Source organism: Pseudoxanthomonas putridarboris, from assembly GCF_038321125.1.
Lineage (GTDB): Bacteria > Pseudomonadota > Gammaproteobacteria > Xanthomonadales > Xanthomonadaceae > Pseudoxanthomonas_A > Pseudoxanthomonas_A putridarboris.
The window spans coordinates 242,829-266,670 of sequence record NZ_JBBWWT010000002.1; the positions used below are offsets into that span (position 1 = coordinate 242,829).

Consider the following 23,842-nt stretch of genomic DNA (forward strand, 5'->3'; position numbering starts at 1 on the left):
GCCAGTACCGGCCCGTGAAGGGCCGGCTTGACCCTCTTTGGAGACTGCAACATCAGCATCCCTGACAACAAGCAAAACCGCAAGAACCACGAGATCCGCGTGCCGCGCGTGCGCGTGATCGGTTCGGATGGCGAAATGATCGGCGTGCTCACGCGCGACGAGGCGCTGTCCATGGCCGAGGAAGAGGGCCTGGATCTGGTCGAGATCCAGCCCAACGCCGAACCGCCCGTCTGCAAGATCATGGACTTCGGCAAGTTCAAGTTCGAGATGCAGAAGAAGGCGAACGAGGCCAAGAAGAAGCAGAAACAGGTCGAGATCAAGGAACTCAAGTTCCGCCCCGTCACCGACGAGGGCGACTACCAGATCAAGATGCGCAACATCCGCCGCTTCCTGGAAGAGGGCGACAAGGTCAAGGTCAACATCCGCTTCCGTGGCCGCGAGATGAGCCACCAGGAACTGGGCCGCGAGATGGCCGCGCGCATCGAGGCCGAACTGGGCGACGAGATCGTCATCGAATCCCGTCCGCGCCTGGAAGGCCGCCAGATGGTCATGATGATCGCCCCCAAGAAGAAATGATCTTTCGCGCCGCAGGCGCGAAAGGCCAACCGTTCCCCTCCCCCTGCGCAGCGGGGGAGGGTAAAGGGTGGGGGAGCGCCGCAAGGCGCTCTTTTCGTTTCCGTACCCGCCTCGTCAACCTTGTAGGAGCGGCTTCAGCCGCGACCGCGAACATTGATGGTCGAGACGTTGCCCCCCAGTCACGGGGGGAGGGCCGGGACCCGATCATGGAGCGGCCTTGGCGGCTTGATGGAGCCGTTGGCCGAAGGTCGCGGCTGAAGCCGCTCCTACAGGAAGCCGGCCCAAACCCCCTGATTTGCAAGGAAAACCCCGCGCTGGCATAATACGCGGCCCGGTACGCCGGGAGGCTGCTCGCAGCCGATGGACCCGTCGCGGCTTCCCATGTGGATTCAACGACTTACAAGCCGATTGGGGCATGGATGGAAAGCGTGGCGGCATCTCACCGGTGCCAGGGCCACCGCCCGGATCAGTGACATAAACCTATCAAGGACATTGCAATGCCCAAGATCAAGACCCACCGGGCGGCGGCCAAGCGTTTCCGCAAGACCGCCTCCGGCAAGTACAAGGCTGGCCACGCCAACCGTAGCCACATCCTCACCAAGAAAGCGACCAAGCGTAAGCGCGGCCTGCGTGCGACGAACATCGTCCGCGCCGAGGACAGCGGCCGTCTGGACCGCATGCTTCCCTATCTCTGAGGACTGAACCATGGCACGAGTTAAGCGTGGCGTGATGGCGCGCCGCCGTCACAAGAAGATCCTCCACCTGGCCAAGGGCTACTACAACGCCCGCCGCAAGGTGTTCCGCGTCGCCAAGCAGGCGGTCATCAAGGCGCAGCAGTACGCCTACATCGGCCGCAAGCAGAAGAAGCGCAACTTCCGTTCGCTGTGGATCACCCGCATCAACGCGGCGGCCCGCATCAACGGCCTGAGCTACAGCCGTTTCATGAACGGCCTGCTGAAGGCCGGCATCACCCTGGACCGCAAGGTGCTGGCGGACATCGCCGTGCACGACGCGACGGGTTTTGCGGCCCTGGCTGAAAAGGCGAAGGGCGCACTCGCAGCCTGAGCTGCGATCTCCACCGTAAACGCTGTACCGGCGATCCATCGCCGAACACGTGGGGAAGGGCGCGAGTCCTTCCCCATTGTTTTTTGTGGTTCGACTATTTCCTGTGGGAGCGACGTAAGTCGCGATGAAGCGTTACCGGTAACGCCCCATCGCGACTTACGTCGCTCCCACTGAAGTTGCTTCCAAGGTCCGATCGTCCATGAGCGAAATCGAAACATTGTCCGCGCAGGCGCTTGCCGACATCGCCGCCGCGCCATCGCCCGACGCGCTGGAACACCTGCGCGTGGCGCTGCTGGGCAAGAACGGCAGCGTCACCGCGCAACTCAAGCAACTGGGCGCGCTGCCGGCCGACCAGCGCAAGGCGGCCGGCGAGGCCATCAACCGCGCGCGCGACGCGATCGCCGAGGCGCTGACGGCGCGCAAGGCGGTGCTGGAAGATGCCGCACTGGATGCCCGCCTGGCCGGCGAAACGATCGACATCACCCTGCCGGGCCGCAATGGCACGCGCGGAGGCCTGCATCCGATCAGCCGCACGCTGGAACGCATCGCCGACATCTTCGGCCGGCTGGGCTATGAACTGGCCGACGGCCCCGAGATCGAGGACGACTGGCACAACTTCGAGGCGCTGAACTTCCCGCCGCACCACCCGGCGCGCGCCATGCACGACACCTTCTACTTCGGCGACGGCCGCCTGCTGCGCACGCACACCTCCGGCGTGCAGGTGCGCTACATGGACAGCCACCGGCCGCCGCTGCGCATGATCGCCGCCGGCAAGGTCTACCGCAGCGACAGCGACCAGACCCACTCGCCGATGTTCCACCAGGTCGAAGGCCTGCTGGTGGACGAACATTCCACCTTCGCCGACCTCAAGGGCACGCTGGCCGAGTTCGTGCGCGCGTTCTTCGAGCGCGACTTCGAGATGCGCTTCCGTCCCAGCTATTTCCCGTTCGTGGAACCGGGCGCGGAAGTCGACATCGCCTGGCAGCAACCGGACGGTTCCACGCGCTGGCTGGAAGTGCTGGGTTGCGGCATGGTGCATCCCAACGTGCTGCGCAACTGCGGCATCGATCCGGAACGCTACACCGGCTTCGCCTTCGGCCTGGGCGTGGAGCGCTTCGCGATGCTGCGCTACGGCGTCAACGACCTGCGCGCGTTCTTCGAGAACGACGTGCGATTCCTCAGGCAGTTTGCTTGAGGAACGGGATTCGGGATTGGTGATTGGTGATTCGCAAAAGCGGCACCGAGACTGCCCGAACCCCGACAGGCGAACGTTGTTGACGAATCCCCAATCACGAATCACGAATCACGGAATTTCAGAATGAAATTCAGCGAAAACTGGCTACGCAGCCATGTCCCCACCCAGGCCACCCGCGAGGAGCTGGTGGCCACGCTGACCGCCATCGGCCTGGAGGTCGAGGACGTCGCCGCGCTGGGCGACGGCCTGGCCAACGTGATGGTGGCGCGCATCGTGGAATGCGCCAAGCATCCGGAAGCCGACCGCCTGCAGGTGTGCCAGGTCGATGCCGGGCAGGGCGAACTGCTGCAGATCGTCTGCGGCGCGCCGAACGCGCGCGCCGGCCTGCGCGCGCCGCTGGCGATGGTCGGCGCCAACGTCGGCGGCATCGCCATCAAGGCGGCCAGGCTGCGTGGCGTGGAATCCAACGGCATGCTGTGCTCGGCCAGGGAACTGGGCATCGATGCCGACGCTTCCGGTCTGCTGGAACTGCCGGACGATGCCCCCATCGGCACCGCCATCGCCGATTACCTCGGACTGCCGGATGCCTCCATCGAGATCAAGCTGACGCCCAACCGTGCCGACTGCTTCGGCGTGCGCGGCATCGCCTTCGACGTGGCCGCCGCCTGCGGCAGCGACGTGGTCGCCTTCGACGCCACGCCGATGCCCGCGCTGACCGACAAGGCGCTGGCGGTGGAACTGCATGCCGGCGCCGATGCACCGCGCTACTGCGGCCGGATTATCGAAGGCGTGAACGCCGCCGCGAAGACGCCCGTGTGGATGGCCGAGCGCCTGCGCCGCAGCGGCGTGCGCCCGGTATCGCTGCTGGTGGACATCACCCAGTATGTGATGCTGGAACTGGGCCAGCCGATGCACGCCTTCGACCGCGACCTGCTCAGCGGTCCCGTGGGCGTCCGCCGCTCGCGCGATGGCGAGACGGTCAAGCTGCTCGATGGCCGCGATGCCGCCTTGGACGACGGCTTCCTGGTCGTCACCGATGCCGACCACGTGGTCGCGCTGGCCGGCGTGATGGGCGGCTTCGATACCCGCGTGACCGATGCCACCACGAACGTCTTCCTGGAAGCCGCGCACTTCGCGCCGGCCGCCATCATCGGTCGCGGCCGCAAGCTGGGCCTGCACACCGACGCCTCGCACCGCTTCGAGCGAGGCGTCGACCCCGAACTTCCGCGCCAGGCCATCGAGGTGGCCACGCGCCTGGTCGTCGAACTGGCCGGTGGCGCGCCGGGGCCGGTGACCGAGGCCGAACTGCCCGAGCACCTGCCCAAGCCCACCGCGATACTGCTGCGCAAGGCGCGCATCGCGCGCGTGCTGGGCATCGAGATCGCCGATGCCGATGTGGAGCGCATCTTGCGCGCGCTGGGCATGCAGGTGGCTGCCGTGGCCGAGGGATGGAGCGTGGTCGCGCCCAGCCGCCGCTTCGACATCGCCATCGAGGAAGACCTGATCGAGGAACTGGCCCGCATCCACGGCTACGACCGCATCCCGACCACGCTGCCGGGCGGTGCCACCCGCATCGCCGCGCCGAGCGAAACGCGGGTGGAGGCTTCCACGGTGCGTCGCCAACTGGCCGCGCGCGAATTCATCGAAACGGTCAACTACGCCTTCGTGGACGCCAGCCTGCTGAAGCAGTGGGGCGTGACCGACGGCGCGGTGCCGCTGGCCAACCCGCTGAGCGCCGAACTGGGCGTGATGCGCACGCACCTGTTGCCGGGGCTGGTGTCGGTCCTGCAGCGCAACGTGGCGCGGCAGGCGGGGCGTGTGCGGCTGTTCGAGGCAGGCAATGTCTTCGCGGCGCCTGCCGTGCAAGGGCAGGCCCCCACGGAGACGTCGCGGATCGCGGCGGCGGCCTGCGGCGACGCGGTCGCCGAGCAATGGGGCCAGCCGGCACGCAAGGTCGACTTCCACGATCTCAAGGGCGATCTGGAAAGCCTGGCGGCGCTGGCCGGCGCCACGCTGGAGTTCCGCGCTTCCACGGCGGGCTTCGGCCACCCGGGCCGCTCGGCCGACGTGTACCGGGACGGTCGGCGGATCGGCTGGATCGGCCAGTTGCACCCGCGCCTGCAGCGGGCGCTGGACCTGGACGCCGAGGTGGTGGCGTTCGAACTGGACCTGGCGCTGCTCAGCGAGCGCCCGCTGCCGCGCGCCTCGGAACTTTCGCGCTATCCGTCCGTCCGCCGCGACCTAGCGTTCGTCGTTGCCGACACGGTGCCGTGGGCGGCCCTGGCGGCCACCGTGAGGGCTGCCGCGGGCCCGCTGCTGCGGGATGTGCAGGTGTTCGACCGGTACGTGGGGCAGGGGGTCGAATCGGGTCAAAAGAGTCTCGCTATGGGCTTGATTTTGCAGGACAACTCACGCACTCTGACCGACCGCGAGGTGGAACAGGTGGTGGCCGATGTGGTGGCCGCCATCGGTGCCGGACACGGGGCCCGGATTCGCGGATGAACGGTATGAAGGCAGTGGCAGGGCCGGCGACGGCCGCAGAGGGGAAGCAGGTTCCATGGCGTTGACCAAGGCGGAAATGGCCGAGCGTCTGTTCGACGAAGTCGGCCTGAACAAGCGCGAGGCGAAGGAGTTCGTGGACGCGTACTTCGACGTGCTGCGCGAGGCCCTGGAACAGGGCCGCCAGGTCAAGCTGTCCGGGTTCGGCAACTTCGACCTGCGGCGCAAGAACCAGCGCCCGGGCCGCAACCCGAAGACCGGCGAGGAGATCCCGATCTCGGCGCGGACGGTGGTGACCTTCCGGCCGGGCCAGAAACTCAAGGAGCGGGTGGAAACGTATGCTGGATCCGGGCAGTAACCGCGAGCTTCCGCCGATACCGGCCAAGCGCTACTTCACCATCGGTGAGGTCAGCGAACTGTGCGACGTGAAGCCGCACGTGCTGCGCTACTGGGAGACCGAGTTCCCCAGCCTGGAACCGGCCAAGCGCCGCGGCAACCGCCGCTACTACCAGCGCCACGACGTGCTGATGGTGCGCCAGATCCGCAGCCTGCTGTACGAACAGGGCTACACCATCGGCGGCGCGCGCTTGCGCCTGGAAGGCGACGGCGCCAAGCAGGAAGCCGCGCTGAGCCACCAGATCGTGCGCCAGGTGCGCATGGAACTGGAGGAAATCCTGCAACTGCTCCGCCGTTGAGCCAGCGCGTCTGCCGCTGGGAGATGCCGCCGAAATACGGCTATAATGCGCGGCCCGTCGCAAGGCGGGCCGATCCGCGAGATTCGGGGCGTAGCGCAGCCTGGTAGCGCATCTGCCTGGGGGGCAGAGGGTCGTCGGTTCAAATCCGGCCGTCCCGACCAATCGCGGTTCGACATCAAGCCTGCGCCAACGCGTGGGCTTTTTTGTGCCCGCTGCCGGCGATAGCGACAAACCGATGGGCCGCCGTATAGGATGGGCCATGCACCCGCGCACCGATGAGCTGATCCGGACGCTGCAACTGGCCCCTCACCCCGAGGGCGGCTACTTCCGTCGCATCTACGAGTCGGCCAAGCGCACCGAGGTCAACGGCATCGAGCGCCCCACCCTGACGGCCATCAAGTTCCTGTTGCCGCGGGACGTGGTCACCCGCTGGCACCGCGTGGACGCCACCGAAGTGTGGGACTGGCACGAGGGCAGTCCGATGGAACTGTCCATGTTCTATCCCGACACGCGTACGCTCAGCCGCGCCCAGTTGGACACGTCCGCGCGCGGCGGCCAGCAGACCCAGGTGGTGCCGGCCGGGGTCTGGCAGAGCGCCCGCTCGCTGGGCGATTATTCGCTGATGGATTGCACGGTGTCGCCCGGCTTCGTCTGGAAGGGCTTCCAGTTGCTGGAGGAAAACAGCGAGGTGGCCCACCAATTGCGCGAAGCCGGCGCGCGGGTCGCCTGAGCGGCCCATCGCCGCTGGTTGAACTTGTCGGAGCGGCACCGGTCTGATCGCGGCGTCGCCGGGACGTGGTTCCCGACCTTGGTTTCTAACTGTCCGGAGTGCGGTGGATGCGTCTTCTTTGCGTCGGTCTGTTGTGGTTGTCCGCTCTTGTCCCCGTGCTGGCGCAGACGCCGGCGGAGCCGCCGGTCGCCGCGACGACGGCCACCGGCGCAGCGCCCGTCATCGACATGGACACGATGGTGGTCAGCGGCGTGCAGCCCGGTCCCGGCCTGTGGCGGGTCAGCAAGGACGGGCACGTGCTGTGGATCATGGGCACGCTGTCGCCGCTGCCCAAGCGGATGACCTGGCTTTCGCGCGACGTGGAAGGCGTGATCGCGGAATCGCAGGAGGCGCTCAAGGCACCGGGCGTTTCGTTCGACGCGGACATCGGCATCGTGCGCGGCGCGATGCTGATCCCCTCGCTGCTGAAGGCGCGCAGGAATCCCGACGGGGCCACGCTGCAGGAGGTGCTGCCGGCCGACCTGTACGCACGCTGGCAAGTGCTCAAGCTGAAGTACATCGGCCGCGACGCCGGCGTGGAGAAGTGGCGCCCGATCTTCGCCGCGCGCGAACTCTACGAGGCGGCGATCAAGAAGGCGGGACTGGCCGAGGGCGGCATCGTCGGCCCGGTGGTGGAGAAGGCGGTGAAGGCGCACAAGGTCAAGGTCACCTCGCCGGTGGTGAAGTTGAAGGTGGAAGACCCGAAGAACGCGCTCCGCGAATTCCGCGATTCGTCGCTGAGCGACGTGGACTGCTTCCGCAGGACCCTGGACCGCCTGGAGACCGACCTGGCCGCGATGACCGCCCGCGCCAACGCCTGGGCCATCGGCGACATCGAGGCGCTGCGCGCGATGCCCTACGACGACCAGAACCGCGCCTGCATCCTGGCGATGACCGAGACCGGCTTCGCGCAGAAGCGTGGATTGGACGACCTGCCGCGCAAGGTCGAGGCCGAATGGATGGCGGCCGCCGAGGCGGCCCTGCAAAACAACGCCTCCACGTTCGCCACCCTGCCGATCTCGGAACTGCTGAAGCCCGACGGCTACCTGTCCAAACTGCAGGCCAAGGGCTACGAGGTCGAGGCGCCCTGAAGCGGGCACGGGCACCCTCCCTGTGGGAGCGACGTCAGTCGCGACCGGAAATCAGAAACGCGGGCCACGGATCACGCGGATGGACACGGATGAAGCCTTCTTGTGTCTTATCCGCGTTCATCCGCGCAATCCGTGGCGAATGGCTTTATCGTGCGCCACGGTCGCGACTGACGTCGCTCCCACAAGGGTGCGGGGCGGGTCAACCGGCGGCGGTCAGCGGCGGCGTGGTGTTGGCCAGTTGCGGCCAGCGGGCGAGCACGGCGGCGCGGATGCCGATGGCGTCGATGCCGGCCTCGGCCAGCAGGTCTTCGCGGCTGGCGTGGTGCTGGAATTCGTCGGGCAATCCCAGGTGCAGGATCGGCAGTGGCACGTCCTCGGCGTTCAGCAGTTCGGCCACGCCGGAACCGGCGCCGCCCGTCACCACGTTGTCCTCGATGGTGACGAAGCCCTCGTGCGTCTTCGCCAGTTCCAGCAGGAGCGCGCGGTCCAGCGGCTTGACGAAGCGCATGTTGACCACGGTCAGGCCCAGTTCGCGGCCGACCTGTTCCGCGGCCGCGACGGTGGAGCCGAACGCCAGCAGCGCCACGCGCGAGCCGCGCTCGCGCAGTTGCGCCTTGCCGATGGGCAACGTGTCCAGCGACGGCGCGATCGCCACGCCGGGGCCGGCGCCGCGCGGATAACGCACGGCGGCGGGGCCGGCGTGGTGGTAGCCGGTGCTGAGCATCTGCCGGCATTCGTTCTCGTCGGCCGGCGCCATCACCACCATGTGCGGCACGCAACGCAGGTAACTCAGGTCCAGGTTGCCGGCGTGGGTGGCGCCGTCCGGGCCGACCACGCCGCCGCGGTCGATGGCGAACAGCACGTCCAGTTTCTGGATGGCCACGTCGTGCACCAGCTGGTCGTAGCCGCGTTGCAGGAAGGTGGAATAGATCGCCACCACCGGCTTGCCGCCTTCGCAGGCCATGCCGGCCGCCAGGGTCACCGCGTGCTGCTCGGCGATGGCGACGTCGAAGTAGCGCTGCGGATATTCCTTGCTGAAGCGCACCAAGCCCGAGCCCTCGCGCATCGCCGGGGTGATGCCCAGCAGTTTCGGTTCGGCGGCGGCCATGTCGCACAGCCAGTCGCCGAAGACGTCGGTGTAGGTGGGCTTCTTCGCGCCGGACTTGCTGACCAGGCCCTTTTCCGGATCGAACGGACCGACGGCGTGGTAGCCGATCTGGTCGCCCTCGGCCAGTTCGTAGCCCTTGCCCTTGGTGGTCAGGATGTGCAGCAACTGCGGACCCTTGAGGGTCTTGAGCATCTTCAGCGCGCCGACCAGCGCTTCCACGTCATGGCCGTCGATAGGGCCGGTGTAGTGGAAACCCATCTGCTCGAACAGCGTGGACGGCACGAACATGCCCTTCCAGTGTTCCTCCCAGCGGCGCATGAAGCGGGCCGGCGGCTTCTTCTTGTCGCCCAGCAGCTTCTTGCCGCCTTCGCGCAGCGCGTTGAGCGTGCGGCTGCTGCTCAGCCGGCCGAGCATCTTGGTCAATCCGCCGACGTTCTCGGAGATCGACATCTGGTTGTCGTTGAGGATCACCAGCAGGTTCGGTTCCGGCTCCATGCCGCCGGCGTGGTTGAGCGCCTCGAAGGCCATGCCGGCGGTCATCGCGCCGTCGCCGATCACCGCCACCACCTTGCGCTCGTCGCCCTGCTGCGCCAGCGCGATGGCCATGCCCAGCGCGGCGGAGATCGAGGTGGACGAATGGCCCACGCCGAAGGTGTCGTACTCGCTTTCCTCGCGCTTCGGGAACGGCGCCACGCCGTCCTTCTGCTTGACCGTGTGGATCCGGTCGCGGCGGCCGGTCAGGATCTTGTGCGGATAGCACTGGTGGCCCACGTCCCACACCAGGCGGTCCTCGGGCGTCTCGTACAGGTAGTGCAGCGCGACGGTCAGTTCGATCACGCCCAGGCCGGCGCCGAAGTGACCGCCGCTCCTGCCCACGGATTCGATCAGGTAGCCACGCAGTTCCTCGGCGATGGCCGGCAGTTCGGCTTCCTCGAACTGGCGGAGGTCGGCCGGGGTCTGGATGCGGGACAGGCGGGGATAGCGGTCAGGGTCGATCATCGGGGGCGGGCTTCGTCTGAGCCGGTATTGTCCCCCTCCGATGTGAAGCGGGGCAAGCAAACAGGTGAAGGCGGGGTGAGGGGCGGGTTGCCGGTTCAGGGTTGTTGGTTCCAGCAACCAGCAGGCGCGTAGGGTGCGCCCCGGCGCACCGCACCCATGACCATTCCGACCGCACGATGACAAGCGTGCCCGGATGGCGGACAGGCAAGCCTTCATGTTGCGTCCGGGATCGCGGCGGTGCGCCGGGGCGCACCCTACGCAGAGTCGTTAAGGCCGACAGCTTGGACCTCTTCGGCAACTGGGCCTTCAGGAAGGCCATCTGGTCGGCCAGGGTGAGCGGACGCGCTTGCGATCTGCCGGGGGCAGATCGCGCGTCCAGCGAACGCCCGCGCGCAAGCGCGGGCGGGGCATCCTGGCAGCAGGTCATGCCGAGAGCTTGGACCTCTTCGGCAACTGGGCCTTCAGGAAGGCCATCTGGTCGGCCAGGGTGAGCGGATGCGCTTGCGATCTGCCGGGGGCAGATCGCGCGTCCAGCGAACGCCCGCGTGCAAGCGCGGGCGGGGCATCCTGGCAGCAGGTCATGCGGAGAGCTTGGACCTCTTCGGCAACTGGGCCTTCAGGAAGGCCATCTGGTCGGCCAGGATGTTGCGGTTGGACAGGATCAGGTGCTCGATCCAACTGGGCCGGTAGGGCACGGCCAGCAGCGGCATGTTGGCCTGCTGCGGGGTGCGGTTGCTCTTGCGCGAATTGCAATGGAAGCAGGCCGTGACCACGTTCTCCCAGACATCGCGGCCGCCCTTGGACAGCGGCAGCACGTGGTCGCGGGTCAGGTGCGGGCGGCTGAACTCGTGGCCGCAGTACAGGCACAGCTGGGCATCGCGGGCGAACAATGCGGTATTGGTCAGCGTGGGCGTGGGCGAAAGCGCCTGCGCGCGCGCATGGCCGCGCGAGGCGACGATGGGGTGGAGTTCGATCAGGCTCTGCTCGCCGGTGCGCCGACAGGTGCCGCCGCGCACGCGCAGGCAGGGTTCTCCCAGCGTCCAGGCGACGGCGCCGCGGGCGTACAGGCAGGTGGCGTCCTGCCAGTTGATCCAGTCCAGCACGCGGCCGTGTGCATCCAGCGACAGCAGGCGGACGCTGGCAGGGTGGGAACGAGGGGACGAAGGGGGGACGACCGGCGTGACGTGGGTACCGGTTCCAACCAGGTGAAGCTGAGCTCTGTCTGCTTCCATGGAGGAGCAGGTTATACCGAAATGTTGACGAAATGTGTATAGCGCGACGGCATTTCGCTTTGTAGGAGCGCTCTTGGGCGCGATGCTTTTCCCAGCCGCCTGCCCAAGAGCATCGCGCCCGAGGGCGCTCCTACGAGGCGCTCAGTCGCCGAAGCGCTCCGATGCCATCGCCATCAGCGTGCCGGCGCCGGACTCGATCGCCGCTGCATGCGCGAGCGTGCGCGGCAGAATGCGGGCGAAGTAGAACTGTGCGGTTTCGCGCTTGGCCTGCTTGAAGGCGTCGCCATGCGCGGAGGCCTCGGCGGCGGCCACGCTGCGCGCCCACCAGTAGGCCAGCACCACGTAGCCGGAATAGAAAAGGTAGTCGGTGCTGGCGGCGCCGATCTCCTCCGGATTGCTGGCCGCGCGGTGCAGGATGTTCTTGGTCAGCGCGGCCCATTCCGCCGCCTTCTGCTGCAGCGGGTCGATGAACTCGGCCAGCGCCGGGTTGTCCTTTTGCTGCTGCACGAACGCATGCACGTCGGCCAGGAACAGCTTCAGGCCCGCCGCCTGCGTGGCTGCCGTCTTGCGGCCCATCAGGTCCAGCGCCTGGATGCCGGTGGTGCCTTCGTACAGCGTGGTGATGCGCGCGTCGCGGGCCAGCTGCTCCATGCCGTGCTCGTGGATGTAGCCGTGGCCGCCGAAGCATTGCAGCGCGTGGTAGGTGTTCTCGATGCTCCACTCGGTCTGGCAGGCCTTGGAGATCGGGGTCAGGAAACTGACCAGCGTGTCGGCGCGTTCGCGCTCGGCCGGGTCTTCCGCATGGTTGGCGATGTCGATCAGCGTGCCGGCGTGCAGCGCCAGCAGGCGGCTGCCTTCCACCAGGGATTTGACCGTCAGCAGCATGCGGCGCACGTCGGGATGCACGATGATCGGGTCGGCCGGCTTGTCGGGGAACTTGGGACCGCTCAACGAACGCGTCTGCAGCCTTTCGCGCGCGTAGAGCAGGGCGTTCTGGTAGGCGCGCTCGGACAGGCCGACGCCCTGCAGGCCCACGCCCAGGCGCGCGGTGTTCATCATGGTGAACATCGCCTGCAGGCCCTTGTGCGGCTGGCCGACCAGATAACCTTCGGCGCCGTCGAAGTTCATCACGCAGGTGACCGAACCCTTGATGCCCATCTTGTGTTCGATGGAGCCGCAGCGCACCGCGTTGCGCTCGCCTACCGTGCCGTCGCGCGCCACCTTGAACTTCGGCGTGACGAACAGCGAGATGCCTTTCGCGCCCGGCGGCGCGTCGGGGAGCTTGGCCAGCACCAGGTGCACGATGTTGTCGGTGAAGTCGTGCTCGCCGGCGGTGATGAAGATCTTGGTGCCGGTGATGGAATGGCTGCCGTCGGCGTTGGGTTCGGCGCGGGTCTTCAGCAGGCCCAGGTCGGTGCCGCAATGCGGTTCGGTCAGGCACATGGTGCCGGTCCAGCGGCCCTCGACGAGCGGCTTCAGGAATACCTCGCGCTGCCAGTCCTCGCCATGGTGCTTCAGCGCTTCCACGGCGCCATGCGACAGCAGCGGAAAGTTGCCCCACGCCAGGTTGCTGGCGTTGACCAGTTCGTTGAGCGGAACGCCCAGCGTGTGCGGCAGGCCCTGTCCGCCGAAATCGGGCGAGGCGGTCAGGCCGGTCCAGCCGCCTTCGACGAACTGGGTATAGGCCTGCTTGAAGCCCGGCGGCGTGGTGACCTCGCCGGTGTCCTTGTCCAACCGACTGCCGATTTCGTCGCCCACGCTGTTGAGCGGGGCCAGTACCGTTTCGGCGAAGCGGCCGGCTTCCTCCAGCACCGCGTCGAGGATGTCGCGCGTGGCGTCGGCGTAGCCCAGCCGCTGGAACAGGGGCTCCACGCCCAGCACGTCGTACAGGGCGAAACGGATATCGTTGAGCGGGGCTTTGTAGGCGGTCATGCGGGGTTCTCGTACTCGGTTCTATGGAGGTGTCGGGGATGGACGTTGGCCGTGCGCGCGATCAGCGCAGCACGCCGTCCAGTCCGGGCACCGGATTGAGGGTGTTGCGGGTGTCCACGTCGAAGTTGCGCAGCTTGGCTTCTTCCGGCGTGGCGCCCACGCTGCCCTTCAGCGTGTAGGGCAGCGGGCGTCGCCCGGCCAGCGAATCGGCCACCACGATGCGGGCGGCGCTGCTGGGCGCGAAGGGCAGGGTCACCACGTCGGCGGATTCCGGGCCGATCGACAGTCCCGGCGTGGCCTGCAACGTGCCGGCGTCCTGCTCGCCGACCTGCACCGCCAGCGTCACGGTATCGAAGCGCATCGGGATGCTGCTGTAGTTCTGCAGTCGCAGGTCCACGGACCAGCGCCCATCCGCATTGACGGTGAGCTGCTGGATGCTGGCCGCCGGATCGGAGACGCGCCGCACGCGGCCATCGCCACACCCCGCCAGAAAGGCCGCCGCCACAATCAGGACCGCCAGAGACCAACGCCGCATCATGCCGCACCTCGAGTGATGGGAAAGCGGCAGGATACTACGGCGTATGGCGATGGCGCATTCCCGGTGCCGGCACCCTGTAGGAGGGGCTTCAGCCCCGACCCGACGTTCGGTAATGCTGGTCGGGGCTGAAGCCCCTCCTACAAGACAGACCGCATGCGTCAGGGGCGCGCTGCTTCCACCGGCGTCCAGACGAAAGTCGCCAGGCTCCTGGCCGGCAGGGTGTAAGCGAAGCGCCGCCCGCCCTGTCCGACCGTGAAGGTGCGCGGGCGCTTGGCCGAATTGGTGACCAGCAACACCAGCGAGCCATCGTCCCCATTGTGGAAGGCCACGTTGTCCAGATCGCCGCCGGTTTCGCTGGAGGCGATGCGGTGCGCGCCCTGCCGGACGAAGCGGCTGGCGTGCGCCAGGGCGTAGTACTCGTCGGTGCGGCTGACCGCACCGGTGCGCGAGTCGATGGTGACCACGCCACGGCAGGTGTGGCAGCCGCCGGCATAGGGGCCGTTGTTCTCGTCCAGCGCCAGGTTCCAGAACAGCGCGCCGCGCGACCAGTGGCGGGACGTGCCGATGATGATGTTGCGCGCCTGCAGGGTCAGGCCGCCGCTGCGCACCGGTTCCCAGTCGCCGCCCGAGCATTCGGTCATGTAGGCGTCCTTGTCGGGGAACGCATCGTGCACCGGCGTCTGCGCCGCTACGTCGCCGCCGTAGCAGTGCCAGGCCACGGCGGCGACGTACTGGCCCGCGACAGGATCCGACAGCACGCCCAACGGCTCCTCGGGCTTGTCCCAGTTGTGATCCCAGTCGAAGATCAGCGGGCCCTCACCGCGCCTGGCGATCATCGGCCCCAAGTGGTCGCCGATCAGGCGTGCGCGCTCGGGGGCGTTCAGGCGCATGCCCGGGTAATCGCCCGGCTCGTAGTCCGGTTCGTTCTGCACGGTCAGCGCGAAGATGGGGATGCCTTCGGCCGCATACGCGTCCACGTATTCCAGCAGGTAGCGCGAGAACGCGTCGTAGTACTGCGGCAGCAGGCGACCCTGGATCAGGCTGCCGGTGTCCTTCATCCAGCCCGGCGCGCTCCATGGCGAGGCCATGATCTTCAGCTGCGGATTGACCGCCAGCATCGCGCGTGCCACCGGGATCACGTCTCCGCGGTTCTCGTCGATGCTGAAGTGCTTCAACTCCGGATCGGGCTGGCCGTCCGGTGGGTCGTCCAGGCTGTAGTGATGGCGCGAGAAGTCCGAGGCGCCGATGGTCAGACGCGAGAAGCTCAGGCCCAGACCGCCGTCCTCGCGTCCGAACAGTTCCTCCAGCAGCGCGCCGCGCTGGGTGTCGTCGAGCTTGTGCTGGATCAGCCATGCCGACGAATCCGTCAGCGAGGCGCCGAACCCCACCATCTGCTGATAGCGCTGGGTGTCGTCGATGGCGATGTGCCATTTCGCCGCGGACGTATCGCCGAACCGCGCCGTCTTCGAGGGAGAAAGCACCTGGCGATGGTCGGAGGTGGTGATCCAGACCGCGACCTCGGCGCCGTCCGTGGCGGCGGTTTGCGCCTGCGCATCGCCTGCCAGGCACGAAAGCAGCAGGGCGAGCGTGGATGAAAGCAGGCCGACGGGCCTTGCCAGGGGTTTGTTCATGCGGAGCGCCTCCCGTGATGGCGAATATCGGAATCCTGCCGCCGGATCCCTCCCGGAATCCGCGCAAACCGGGTGCTGCATTGCAGCGAAAGCACGGTCTGTTTTTCGCATCACGCAAGCAAATTCAATCCTGCACGCACGATGCCGGCACATTTGTTATGGGTTTGTTGACAGCCCAATTAAAGGTCGTATATGACAGCGCTGTCAACAACGGTCGGAGAGGGGCCAGATGACTCACATAACAATAAAACAACAGCCCGCGACAGCCGATGCCGCCGCGATCCGTCGTGCGCCACGCAAGGGCGCACTGGCCATGGCCTGCGGTCTTGCCCTGTTCGCATCCTCGGCCGCACACGCGCAGCAGGCCGGAACGCCGGCGGACCCGAGCGTGGAAACGCTGGATACGGTGAGGGTCACCGGCATCCGCGCCGCCATCGCCAACGCGGTGGAAACCAAGAACGAATCCACGTCCATCGTCGAAGCGATCTCGGCCGAGGACATCGGCAAGCTGCCCGACATCAGCATCGCCGACTCCATCTCGCGCCTGCCGGGCCTGGCCACGCAACGCGTGGACGGCCGCTCGCAGGTCATCAACATCCGTGGCATGTCCGAGCAGTTCGCCAGCACCCTGCTCAACGGTCGCGAGCAAGTCAGCACCGGCGACAGCCGCGGTGTCGAGTTCGACCAGTACCCGGCTGAACTGATCAATGCCGTCGTCGTCTACAAGACGCCCGACGCCTCGCTGGTGGGGCAGGGCCTGTCCGGCACGGTCGACCTGCAGACGATCCGTCCGCTGAGCATCGGCGAGCGCCGCATCATGGTCGGCGGCCAGTACGAGGACAATTCGTTCGGCAAGTTGAGTGCGGACGGCGACGACAAGGGTTATCGCGCCAGCGCTTCGTATGTGGACCAGTTCGCGAACGACACCATCGGTGTGGCACTGGGCGTTGCGCGCATCGATTCGCCGTTCCAGGAGAAGCACTACAAGGCATGGTGGTGGGCGGACATGGATGCCGTGGACTGGGGCGATCCGCCGCAAGCCGGCCGTCCGGCCGACGCCATCACCCTGCAGGGCTCGGAGGGTTGGACCAAGTCGCGCGACCTGCGGCGCGATGGCGTGATGGGCGTGCTGGAGTTCAAGCCCAACGACGCCTTCCACAGCATCCTGGATGTCTATTACTCCAAGTTCAAGCAGGACGAGGTGATGCATGGCGCCATGTGGAACAACGATCCCTGGTTCCTGGATGGCGGCGTCAGCTACAGCAACACGACGGTCGGCAACTACAAGGGCCATGACGTCGTCACCAGCGGCACCCTGAATGGCGTCCGTCCCGCCGTGCGAAACGACAGCAACCAGCGCGAAGACAAGCTGCTGTCGGCAGGCTGGGCCAATACGTTCCATTGGGGCGACATCTACACGCTGAAGACCGACCTGAGCTACTCGCGCGCCGAACGCGAGCAATCGGTGCTGGAGCTCTACGCCGGCCGCCTAGGCGGCCAAAGCGTGGATTTCGATATCCGTACCAGTCCCGGTTTCGCGCACTACACACTGCCCGACATGGCCGATCCAGGTGCGGTGTACCTGTGGGATCCCCAGAACTGGGGGCACGACGGCCGTATGGAGGACTCGTTCCAGAAGGACACCATCAAGGCCGGTCGCGTGGAGCTGAATCGTCTCGTGGAGTCCGACTTCCTGCGCAGCTACGACGTGGGCTTCAACTACAACCGGCGCACGAAGGAGAAGGTCGCGACCGTTTACTTCGCCGATCTGCCGAACGACCGCGCGCCGGTCCTGGTCGATCCGTCGCTGCTGTACTCGCCCACCTCGCTCGGCTTTGTCGGCATGGGCGACGTGCTGAGCTTCAATCCGCGCGCGCTGCTGAACCGCTATTACGACGTGTACGTCAGCGAGAGCAATGACGATTTGCGCAAGGATTTCATCGTCGAGGAAACGGTCAAGACCTTCTACGCCAAGGCCAACCTGGACTTGGACGTGACCGACAGGGTCCGTCTGCGCGGCAACGCCGGCGTGCAATATATCCGCACCGAGCAACATTCCACCGGCTTCAACGCCAACAACGAAGAGATCGTGGGCGCGCAAACGCTGGGCGCCAGCTACGGCGACATACTGCCAAGCCTGAATCTGTCCGCTGATTTCGGCGACGGCTGGATGCTGCGCTTCGCCGCGGCCAAGACGTTGATGCGCCCGCCGATCAACTATCTGAGCGCCGACAGCAGCGCGAGCGTGAATGATCAGAACGTGTGGGTGGGAAGCGGCGGCAATCCCACGCTCGAACCTTACCGTGCGACGGCCTACGACCTCTCGTTCGAGAAGTATTTCGGGCCTGCCGCATACGCCGCCATCGCGGTCTTCTACAAGGATCTGGAAACCTACATCTATCGGCAGGACTTCCCGAACTGGGATTTCAGCGCGTACGATCCGGACGGCGCGTCGCCCAGTTCCAACTTCGGCAGCTACAGCACCTGGGCCAACGGCACTGGCGGCTACATGCGGGGTATCGAAATCAGTGGGGCGATCTCTGGCGACATCATCCACCCGTCGCTGGATGGTTTCGGCGCGCTGCTGAATGCGTCGTACACCGAATCCTCCATCGATCCGGACCCGAACGACGATTCGACCGGCACCGACACCATCCCGGGCCTGTCCAAGATCGTGGCCAATGCAACGGTGTACTACGAGAAGCACGGTTTCTCCGCGCGCCTGAGCCAGCGCTACCGCGACCGTTATCGTGGTGAGTACAGTTCGCTGTTCGGCCAGCGCCAGTACCGTTTCACGCTCAGTGAGCGCACCCTGGACCTGCAGCTTGGCTACGATTTCCCTGAGTCGAGTGCGCTATCGGGGCTGTCCATCCTGTTGCAGGTCAACAACCTCAACAATGAGCCCTTCCGTACCGAAGTCAGCGAGAGCACCGGCACCGGTCTGTTCTTCCCCGAGGAATACACCGAATACGGTCGCCAGTACATGCTGGGCTTCCGCTACAGGCTGTGACGACGATACGCCGCTGAAAAGCGACCTGGCCCGACGGGATGCGGTGCGGCATGCGCCGCATCCCGTGGGCTTTTCATCCAGGCGCGGATCCTGTCGGGGGACGGGGTGCACGCCGCCATCCAAGGGAGATGCTTAGTGAACCCGATCCGCGCGACCCTGCTGGGAGCCAGCTTGCTGGCATGCCTGTCCTGTACCGGCAAGAAGGAAGACGAGCGGCAGGCGAAGGCGCCCGCTGCCGCCAGCGACACCGCCGAACTGGAGGACTGGCCCGCGCTGCGCAGCAGCTTCGCGAAGGATCCCGCCATCGAGGCGCGGGTCGCCGAGATCCTGGCAACGATGACGCTGGAGCAGAAGATCGGGCAGATGGTGCAGCCGGAGATCAAGTCGATCACGCCGGACGAGGTGCGGCGATACTACATCGGCTCCGTGCTCAACGGCGGCGGTTCGTGGCCGGGCATGAACAAGCGCGCCACGGTGCAGGACTGGCTGAAGCTGGCCGACCAGTACCACGCCGCGTCGATGGCGACCGATGCCGAGGTGCCGATACCGGTGATCTGGGGCACCGACGCCGTGCACGGGCACAGCAACGTCTACGGCGCCACCATCTTCCCGCACAACATCGGCCTGGGCGCGGCGCACGATGCCGAACTGATCGAGCGCATCGCCGAGGCCACCGGCCAGTCCACCCGCGCCACCGGCATCGGCTGGACGTTCGCACCGACCGTGGCCGTGGCGCAGGACGCCCGCTGGGGCCGTACCTACGAAAGCTATTCGTCCCAGTCGGCGCTGGTGCGCGAGTACGCCGTCGCCTACGTCAAGGGCATGCAGGGCGCGCTGAAGGAGGACGGCAACGTGGTCGCCACCGCCAAGCACTTCATCGGCGACGGCGCCACCGACGGCGGCAAGGACCAGGGCAACGCGCTGGTTTCGCAGTCGGAAATGATCAACGTGCACGGCCAGGGCTACTACGGCGCCATCGAGGCCGGCGTGCAGACGGTGATGGCCTCGTTCAACAGCTGGAACGACGTCGCCGCCGGCAAGGACTACGGCAAGATGCACGGCCCCGGCGAGCTGCTGGACGTCGCACTGAAGCAGAAGATGGGTTTCGACGGCTTCGTCGTGTCCGACTGGAACGGCATCGGCCAGGTGACCGGCTGCACCGACGACAGCTGCCCGCGGGCGATCAACGCCGGCATCGACATGGTGATGGTGCCGGACGCGTGGAAGGCGTTCATCGCCAACACCGTGCGGCAGGTGAAGGCGGGCGAGATCCCGCAGACCCGCATCGACGATGCGGTGACGCGGATCCTGCGCGTGAAGCTGCGCGCCGGCCTGTTCGACCACAAGCCGTCCGACAGCCGCTACGCCGGCAAGCCCGAATCGCTGGTGCACCGCGACCTGGCGCGCCGCGCGGTGCGCGAGTCGCTGGTGCTGCTGAAGAACGACGATGGCGCGTTGCCGCTCAAGCGCGGCCAGCGCGTGCTGGTGGTCGGCAAGAGCGCCGACGACCTTTCCAACCAGACCGGCGGCTGGTCGCTGACCTGGCAGGGCACCGACAACACCAACGCCGATTTCCCCAATGCCGACAGCGTGCTGGCCGGCCTGCGCGAAGCGCTGGGCGAGGGCAACGTGATCCACCGCGACAGCGCCGAAGGCGTGGACCCGGCGACGTTCGACGTGGCCGTGGCCGTCTTCGGCGAAACGCCCTACGCCGAAACCAACGGCGACATCGTGCCGTCCGACACGATGGCGCACAGCCGCCGCCACCCGGAGGATCTGGCCGTGCTGAAGGCCGCCGCAGCCGCCGGCAAGCCGGTGGTGACGGTGTTCCTGTCCGGCCGCGCGCTGTACGCCAACGACCTGCTGAACCTGTCCAGCGCCTTCGTCGCCGGCTGGTTGCCGGGCACGGAAGGCAAGGGCGTGGCCGATGTGCTGGTGGCCGGTGAAGACGGCGCGCCCGCGCACGACTTCCGCGGCACGCTGACCTTCCCGTGGCCGGCGATCGCTTGCCCGGCGAAGGACTCCGCGCCGCAGTTCGCGGTCGGCCAAGGCCTGCGCTATGGCGATGCCAAGCCTGTCGGCAAGCTGCCGGAAGACGACAGGACCGCCTGCGGCGAAGCCAGCACGCTGCCGATCTTCAACCTGTCCGACATCGCGCCGTTCGCGCTGCACGTGGCGGCGGGCGGGGCCGAGCAGGCCGTCGGCGCCGACCTCAACCAGGTGCTGCGCTGGCCGCAGGCTGGGCCTGCCGTGCAGGTCGCCACCGTGCAGGTCAACACGCAACAGGACGCGAAGGAAGTCACCTGGCTGGCGCCGGCGCGCTTCTTCTCGCGCAATCCGTCGAAGAACAATCTGGCGGCGCTGGCCACCGCGCGCGGCGCCGTGCAGTTCGACGTGCTGGTCAAGCAGGCGCCGACCTCGCCGGTGCGGTTCGGCGTGGATTGCGGCGCCGGCTGCGGCGCCCGCGTCGACCTGACCACAAGGTTCACCGGCCAGGCCGTGGGCGGCAAGCAGACGGTGAAGGTGCCGCTGGCCTGCCTCGGCACGCTGGGCGCCGACCTGACCGGTATCGATGTGCCGTTCGCCATCAGTGCCGATGCGCCGTTCGCGGCGGCCTTCACCAACATCAAGGTGGTCGCCGGTGCGGCCGACGACGCCGATGCGGTGAAATGCGCGCAGTAAGTGCGGAATGCGTCCCGCGGCCGGCAAGCCGCGGGACGCCATGATGCGGTGCATGATGTAATCGCGCGGCGGCCACGTAGGCTGGCGGCTCCGTCCGCCCACCGGGCCACCGAACCCCCAACCAGCAGGCAATCCATTCCATGACGACACAAACCACCCGATGGTCGCAGTTCGGCGTGCTGATCACCGTCTTCTTCTTCTGGGGCTTCGTTGCGGCCAGCAACGACATCCTGATCCCGGTGTTCAAGAAAGCCTTCAACCTGACGCAGGCGCAGAGCCAGTACGTCGCCGTGGCCTTCTACGTGGCCTACACCGTGGGCTCGCTGATCTACGTGGCGATCTCCAAGAGCATCGGCAAGGACCTGCTCAACCGCATCGGCTACAAGAACGGCATCTGCCTGGGCCTGGTGATCTCGGCGCTGGGCACGCTGCTGTTCTACCCGGCAGCCAATGCCGGCTCGTTCGCGCTGATGCTGTCGGGCCTGTTCATCGTCGGCCTGGGCTTCTCGCTGCAGCAGATCGCCGCCAACCCGCTGGCGATCGTCATCGGCGACCCCAAGACGGGTGCGCAACGGCTGACGCTGGCCGGCGGCATCAACAACTTCGGCACCACCATCGGGCCGCTGCTGGTCAGCGTGGCCATCTTCGGCAGCGTGCTGGCCGGCGGCACCGAGGCCAGCATCGAAAGCGTGAAGACGCCGTACCTGGTGCTGGGCGTGGCCTTCATCGTGGTGGCGATCTTCCTGAAGTTCTCTTCTGTGCCCAACCACATCGACCTGGAGCGCCTGTCCGAAAGCGAGGCGCAGGACAGCAGCAAGCTGATCCACAAGAAGTCGGCGCTGGCCTATCCGCAGCTGGTGCTGGGCATGCTGGCGATCTTCGTCTACGTGGGCGTGGAGGTCTCCACCATCAGCAACCTGCCGGCCTACCTGGAGTCGGAGGAAGGATTGGGGCTGGACACCTCGATGATCGCGCCGTTCGTGTCGCTGTACTGGGCCAGCCTGATGATCGGCCGCTGGGGTGGCGCGGCGGGTGCCTTCAACGTCGGTTCCGGCGTCAAGCGCTGGCTCACGCTGCTGCTGCCGTACCTGGCGTTCGGCGTGTTCCTGGCGGTCAACGCCATCATGCGCCACGACGTGTCGCAGTTCTTCGGCTACGCACTGGTCATCGTGCTGATGATCCTCGCCACGCTGGCCAGCCGGGGCAACCCGGCGCGCATGCTGCTGTACTTCGCGCTGTGCGGCATCGCCGCGTTGCTGCTGGGCATGTCCACCACCGGCATGACCAGCGTGGTGGCCTTCATCAGCGTGGGCCTGTTCTGCAGCACCATGTGGCCGTGCATCTTCGCCCTGGCCATCACCGGCCTGGGCAACAACACCAACCAGGGCAGCAGCCTGCTGATCATGATGATCATGGGCGGCGGCTTCGTCAGCTTCGCGCAGGGCGCGCTGGCCGACAAGGTGGGCATCCACTTCAGTTTCATCGTCGGTGTGGCGTGCTTCGCCTACCTCGCCTTCTACGCGATCGCCGCCACGCGCACGCTGCGCAGGCAGGGCATCGACCTGGACGAACTGGCCGCCGGCAACGGCCACTGAGCGCGCGCCGCCCTGGCCGACGGCCAGGGCGGGCACCGCGAGCCATCGGGTCCGCTCTCCGGCCCGGTGGCTTTTTTATCGCACCCCGTGCCCAAGCGCGGACAACTTCATGGTCCGCCAGGGAGCCGCCCATTGCGGACGGACGACGGAGAACGCCGCAAAGGCTCAGGGCCTGCGCGGTGCCGATCCGGTCGATTGCCGCAGTTGCAGGGCGTACGGCATCCGCACCATCTCGCCGCTGGCGGGGTCGCGGATGGCCTTCAGCAGTTCCAGCGTGGCCTGCCTGCCCATGTCCTGCGTGGGCTGGTGCACGGTGGTCAGTGCCGGGAATATCTGCCGCGACATCGGCGTGTTGTCGAAGCCGCACACCGAGATGTCGTCCGGTATGCGCAGGCCGCGGCCGTGCGCCACGCTCATCACGCCGGCGGCCATGTCGTCGTTGGCGGCGAAGATGGCGGTGGGCGGCTCCGGCAGATCCAGCAGCACGTGGCCGGCCCGGACCCCGGAATCGAACGAGAATTCGCCCTCGATCACCAGCGCGGGGTCGTAGCGCAGGCCGGTGCGGCGCAGGCCTGCGCGGTATCCGGCCAAGCGCCATTCGCTGGCGCCGTGCGCGGTGTGTCCCTTGATGTGCGCGATGCGGGTATGCCCCAGCGACACCAGGTGAGCCACCATGTCGCTGACGGCATCGTGCTCCTCCAGCGTCACGCCAATGCGGCCCTCGCGGTTCTTCGGCGAGATGCAGGCGTAGGGAATCGCCAGTTCGTCCAGCCGGTCCAGCAGTTCGACGCTGTCGGTGATGGGTGGGGTCAGGATCAGCCCGTCGAAGCGCGAGAACGACACCAGCGAGATTACCGTCTCCACGAAGTCGGGGCTGTCGTACAGCAGCGGCTGCACGACCATGCCGTAGTGGTGAGCCTGGCAGGCTTCCACCACGCCCATCAGGATTTCCATCAGGTAGTTGGCCGACGGATTGTCGTACAGCAATGCCACCAGGTAGGACTTGCGCCCGGCCAGGCTGCGCGCGGACGGGTCGGGGCGGTAGTTCAGCGCCTTGGCCACTTCCTGCACGCGGCTGCGGGTGTCGTCGCGCACGGTGGCCTCGTTGTTCAGCACACGCGAAACGGTCTTCATCGACACGCCGGCGGCCCTGGCCACGTCCTCGATGCGTACGCGCACGGTCATGGCGCGCGCATGCGCATGGTTCGCCTGCCGGAGGTGCGAT

The 23,842-nt window shown here is 67.0% G+C and carries 18 protein-coding genes and 1 tRNA gene; 13 read left to right on the forward strand and 6 right to left on the reverse strand.

Going from position 1 to position 23,842, the window contains the following annotated elements; translation table 11 throughout:
• Positions 1-27: 27 nt before the first annotated feature.
• From infC to AAD027_RS05235, 10 genes are all read left to right on the forward strand, one after another.
• Positions 28-576 carry a translation initiation factor IF-3 gene (gene infC, locus AAD027_RS05190; protein ID WP_425605396.1) on the forward strand — a complete coding sequence of 183 codons (549 nt, stop codon included), beginning with the start codon at positions 28-30 and terminating at the stop codon, positions 574-576.
• Between the two features lie 497 nt (positions 577-1,073).
• On the forward strand, positions 1,074-1,271 hold the full coding sequence (rpmI, locus tag AAD027_RS05195; protein WP_341724957.1) for a 50S ribosomal protein L35: 198 nt from the start codon (positions 1,074-1,076) through the stop codon (positions 1,269-1,271).
• Between the two features lie 10 nt (positions 1,272-1,281).
• On the forward strand, positions 1,282-1,641 hold the full coding sequence (rplT, locus tag AAD027_RS05200; protein WP_341724958.1) for a 50S ribosomal protein L20: 360 nt from the start codon (positions 1,282-1,284) through the stop codon (positions 1,639-1,641).
• A gap of 199 nt (positions 1,642-1,840) precedes the next feature.
• Positions 1,841-2,836 (forward strand): phenylalanine--tRNA ligase subunit alpha, encoded by a 996-nt coding sequence (gene pheS / locus AAD027_RS05205; RefSeq protein ID WP_341724959.1) that lies wholly within the window; start codon positions 1,841-1,843, stop codon positions 2,834-2,836.
• Positions 2,837-2,959: 123 nt separating this feature from the next.
• Entirely contained in the window at positions 2,960-5,338 is a 2,379-nt protein-coding gene (gene pheT, locus AAD027_RS05210) for a phenylalanine--tRNA ligase subunit beta (protein ID WP_341724960.1), read from the forward strand.
• Positions 5,339-5,393: 55 nt separating this feature from the next.
• Positions 5,394-5,693 (forward strand): integration host factor subunit alpha, encoded by a 300-nt coding sequence (locus AAD027_RS05215; RefSeq protein WP_055936063.1) that lies wholly within the window; start codon positions 5,394-5,396, stop codon positions 5,691-5,693.
• Positions 5,674-6,030, forward strand: a complete 357-nt coding sequence (locus AAD027_RS05220; protein ID WP_093300448.1) for a MerR family transcriptional regulator — start codon at positions 5,674-5,676, stop codon at positions 6,028-6,030. The genes AAD027_RS05215 and AAD027_RS05220 overlap by 20 nt, the downstream gene beginning before the upstream one ends.
• 84 nt (positions 6,031-6,114) lie before the next feature.
• Positions 6,115-6,191 (forward strand) — tRNA-Pro (locus tag AAD027_RS05225).
• Positions 6,192-6,289: 98 nt separating this feature from the next.
• The gene (locus AAD027_RS05230; protein WP_341724961.1) at positions 6,290-6,760 is read left to right on the forward strand and encodes a cupin domain-containing protein; all 471 of its coding nucleotides are present in this window, start codon (positions 6,290-6,292) and stop codon (positions 6,758-6,760) included.
• A gap of 107 nt (positions 6,761-6,867) precedes the next feature.
• On the forward strand, positions 6,868-7,890 hold the full coding sequence (locus AAD027_RS05235; protein ID WP_341724962.1) for a TraB/GumN family protein: 1,023 nt from the start codon (positions 6,868-6,870) through the stop codon (positions 7,888-7,890).
• A 199-nt stretch (positions 7,891-8,089) separates the two neighbouring features.
• On the opposite strand, the gene dxs is transcribed toward AAD027_RS05235, so the two are convergent.
• The 5 genes from dxs to AAD027_RS05260 form a co-directional block, all read right to left on the reverse strand.
• The gene (gene dxs, locus AAD027_RS05240; protein WP_341724963.1) at positions 8,090-9,997 is read right to left on the reverse strand and encodes a 1-deoxy-D-xylulose-5-phosphate synthase; all 1,908 of its coding nucleotides are present in this window, start codon (positions 9,995-9,997) and stop codon (positions 8,090-8,092) included.
• Positions 9,998-10,575: 578 nt separating this feature from the next.
• Complete coding sequence (locus tag AAD027_RS05245) at positions 10,576-11,229, reverse strand: HNH endonuclease (protein ID WP_341724964.1); 654 nt, start codon at positions 11,227-11,229, stop codon at positions 10,576-10,578.
• A 141-nt stretch (positions 11,230-11,370) separates the two neighbouring features.
• Positions 11,371-13,161, reverse strand: a complete 1,791-nt coding sequence (locus AAD027_RS05250) for an acyl-CoA dehydrogenase C-terminal domain-containing protein (RefSeq protein ID WP_341724965.1) — start codon at positions 13,159-13,161, stop codon at positions 11,371-11,373.
• Positions 13,162-13,222: 61 nt separating this feature from the next.
• Positions 13,223-13,699, reverse strand: coding sequence for an LEA/WHy family protein (locus tag AAD027_RS05255; RefSeq protein ID WP_341724966.1), 477 nt, complete (start codon positions 13,697-13,699; stop codon positions 13,223-13,225).
• A gap of 158 nt (positions 13,700-13,857) precedes the next feature.
• Entirely contained in the window at positions 13,858-15,330 is a 1,473-nt protein-coding gene (locus AAD027_RS05260) for a glycoside hydrolase family 30 protein (protein WP_341724967.1), read from the reverse strand.
• Between the two features lie 229 nt (positions 15,331-15,559).
• Between AAD027_RS05260 and AAD027_RS05265 the strand changes: the two genes are divergently transcribed.
• The 3 genes from AAD027_RS05265 (at position 15,560) to AAD027_RS05275 (ending at position 22,617) form a co-directional block, all read left to right on the forward strand.
• A complete protein-coding gene (locus AAD027_RS05265) occupies positions 15,560-18,340 on the forward strand; it encodes a TonB-dependent receptor (RefSeq protein WP_341724968.1) in 2,781 nt (926 codons plus the stop codon).
• A 135-nt stretch (positions 18,341-18,475) separates the two neighbouring features.
• Complete coding sequence (locus AAD027_RS05270; protein ID WP_341724969.1) at positions 18,476-21,022, forward strand: glycoside hydrolase family 3 protein; 2,547 nt, start codon at positions 18,476-18,478, stop codon at positions 21,020-21,022.
• Positions 21,023-21,162: 140 nt separating this feature from the next.
• Complete coding sequence (locus AAD027_RS05275; RefSeq protein WP_341724970.1) at positions 21,163-22,617, forward strand: MFS transporter; 1,455 nt, start codon at positions 21,163-21,165, stop codon at positions 22,615-22,617.
• A gap of 165 nt (positions 22,618-22,782) precedes the next feature.
• Here the strand turns inward: AAD027_RS05275 and AAD027_RS05280 are convergent, their stop codons facing one another.
• The gene (locus tag AAD027_RS05280; protein ID WP_341724971.1) at positions 22,783-23,802 is read right to left on the reverse strand and encodes a LacI family DNA-binding transcriptional regulator; all 1,020 of its coding nucleotides are present in this window, start codon (positions 23,800-23,802) and stop codon (positions 22,783-22,785) included.
• Positions 23,803-23,842: the final 40 nt, after the last annotated feature.

Coding starts and splice junctions, on each gene's coding strand:
- pheT (WP_341724960.1), top strand. CDS start 2,960: ATGAAATTCAGCGAAAACTGGCTACGCAGCCATGTCCCCACCCAGGCC.
- AAD027_RS05260 (WP_341724967.1), bottom strand. CDS start 15,330: ATGAACAAACCCCTGGCAAGGCCCGTCGGCCTGCTTTCATCCACGCTC.
- AAD027_RS05275 (WP_341724970.1), top strand. CDS start 21,163: ATGACGACACAAACCACCCGATGGTCGCAGTTCGGCGTGCTGATCACC.
- AAD027_RS05215 (WP_055936063.1), top strand. CDS start 5,394: ATGGCGTTGACCAAGGCGGAAATGGCCGAGCGTCTGTTCGACGAAGTC.
- dxs (WP_341724963.1), bottom strand. CDS start 9,997: ATGATCGACCCTGACCGCTATCCCCGCCTGTCCCGCATCCAGACCCCG.
- AAD027_RS05245 (WP_341724964.1), bottom strand. CDS start 11,229: ATGGAAGCAGACAGAGCTCAGCTTCACCTGGTTGGAACCGGTACCCAC.
- AAD027_RS05220 (WP_093300448.1), top strand. CDS start 5,674: ATGCTGGATCCGGGCAGTAACCGCGAGCTTCCGCCGATACCGGCCAAG.
- AAD027_RS05230 (WP_341724961.1), top strand. CDS start 6,290: ATGCACCCGCGCACCGATGAGCTGATCCGGACGCTGCAACTGGCCCCT.
- AAD027_RS05235 (WP_341724962.1), top strand. CDS start 6,868: ATGCGTCTTCTTTGCGTCGGTCTGTTGTGGTTGTCCGCTCTTGTCCCC.
- AAD027_RS05280 (WP_341724971.1), bottom strand. CDS start 23,802: ATGACCGTGCGCGTACGCATCGAGGACGTGGCCAGGGCCGCCGGCGTG.
- pheS (WP_341724959.1), top strand. CDS start 1,841: ATGAGCGAAATCGAAACATTGTCCGCGCAGGCGCTTGCCGACATCGCC.
- AAD027_RS05265 (WP_341724968.1), top strand. CDS start 15,560: ATGACTCACATAACAATAAAACAACAGCCCGCGACAGCCGATGCCGCC.
- rpmI (WP_341724957.1), top strand. CDS start 1,074: ATGCCCAAGATCAAGACCCACCGGGCGGCGGCCAAGCGTTTCCGCAAG.
- rplT (WP_341724958.1), top strand. CDS start 1,282: ATGGCACGAGTTAAGCGTGGCGTGATGGCGCGCCGCCGTCACAAGAAG.
- AAD027_RS05250 (WP_341724965.1), bottom strand. CDS start 13,161: ATGACCGCCTACAAAGCCCCGCTCAACGATATCCGTTTCGCCCTGTAC.
- AAD027_RS05255 (WP_341724966.1), bottom strand. CDS start 13,699: ATGATGCGGCGTTGGTCTCTGGCGGTCCTGATTGTGGCGGCGGCCTTT.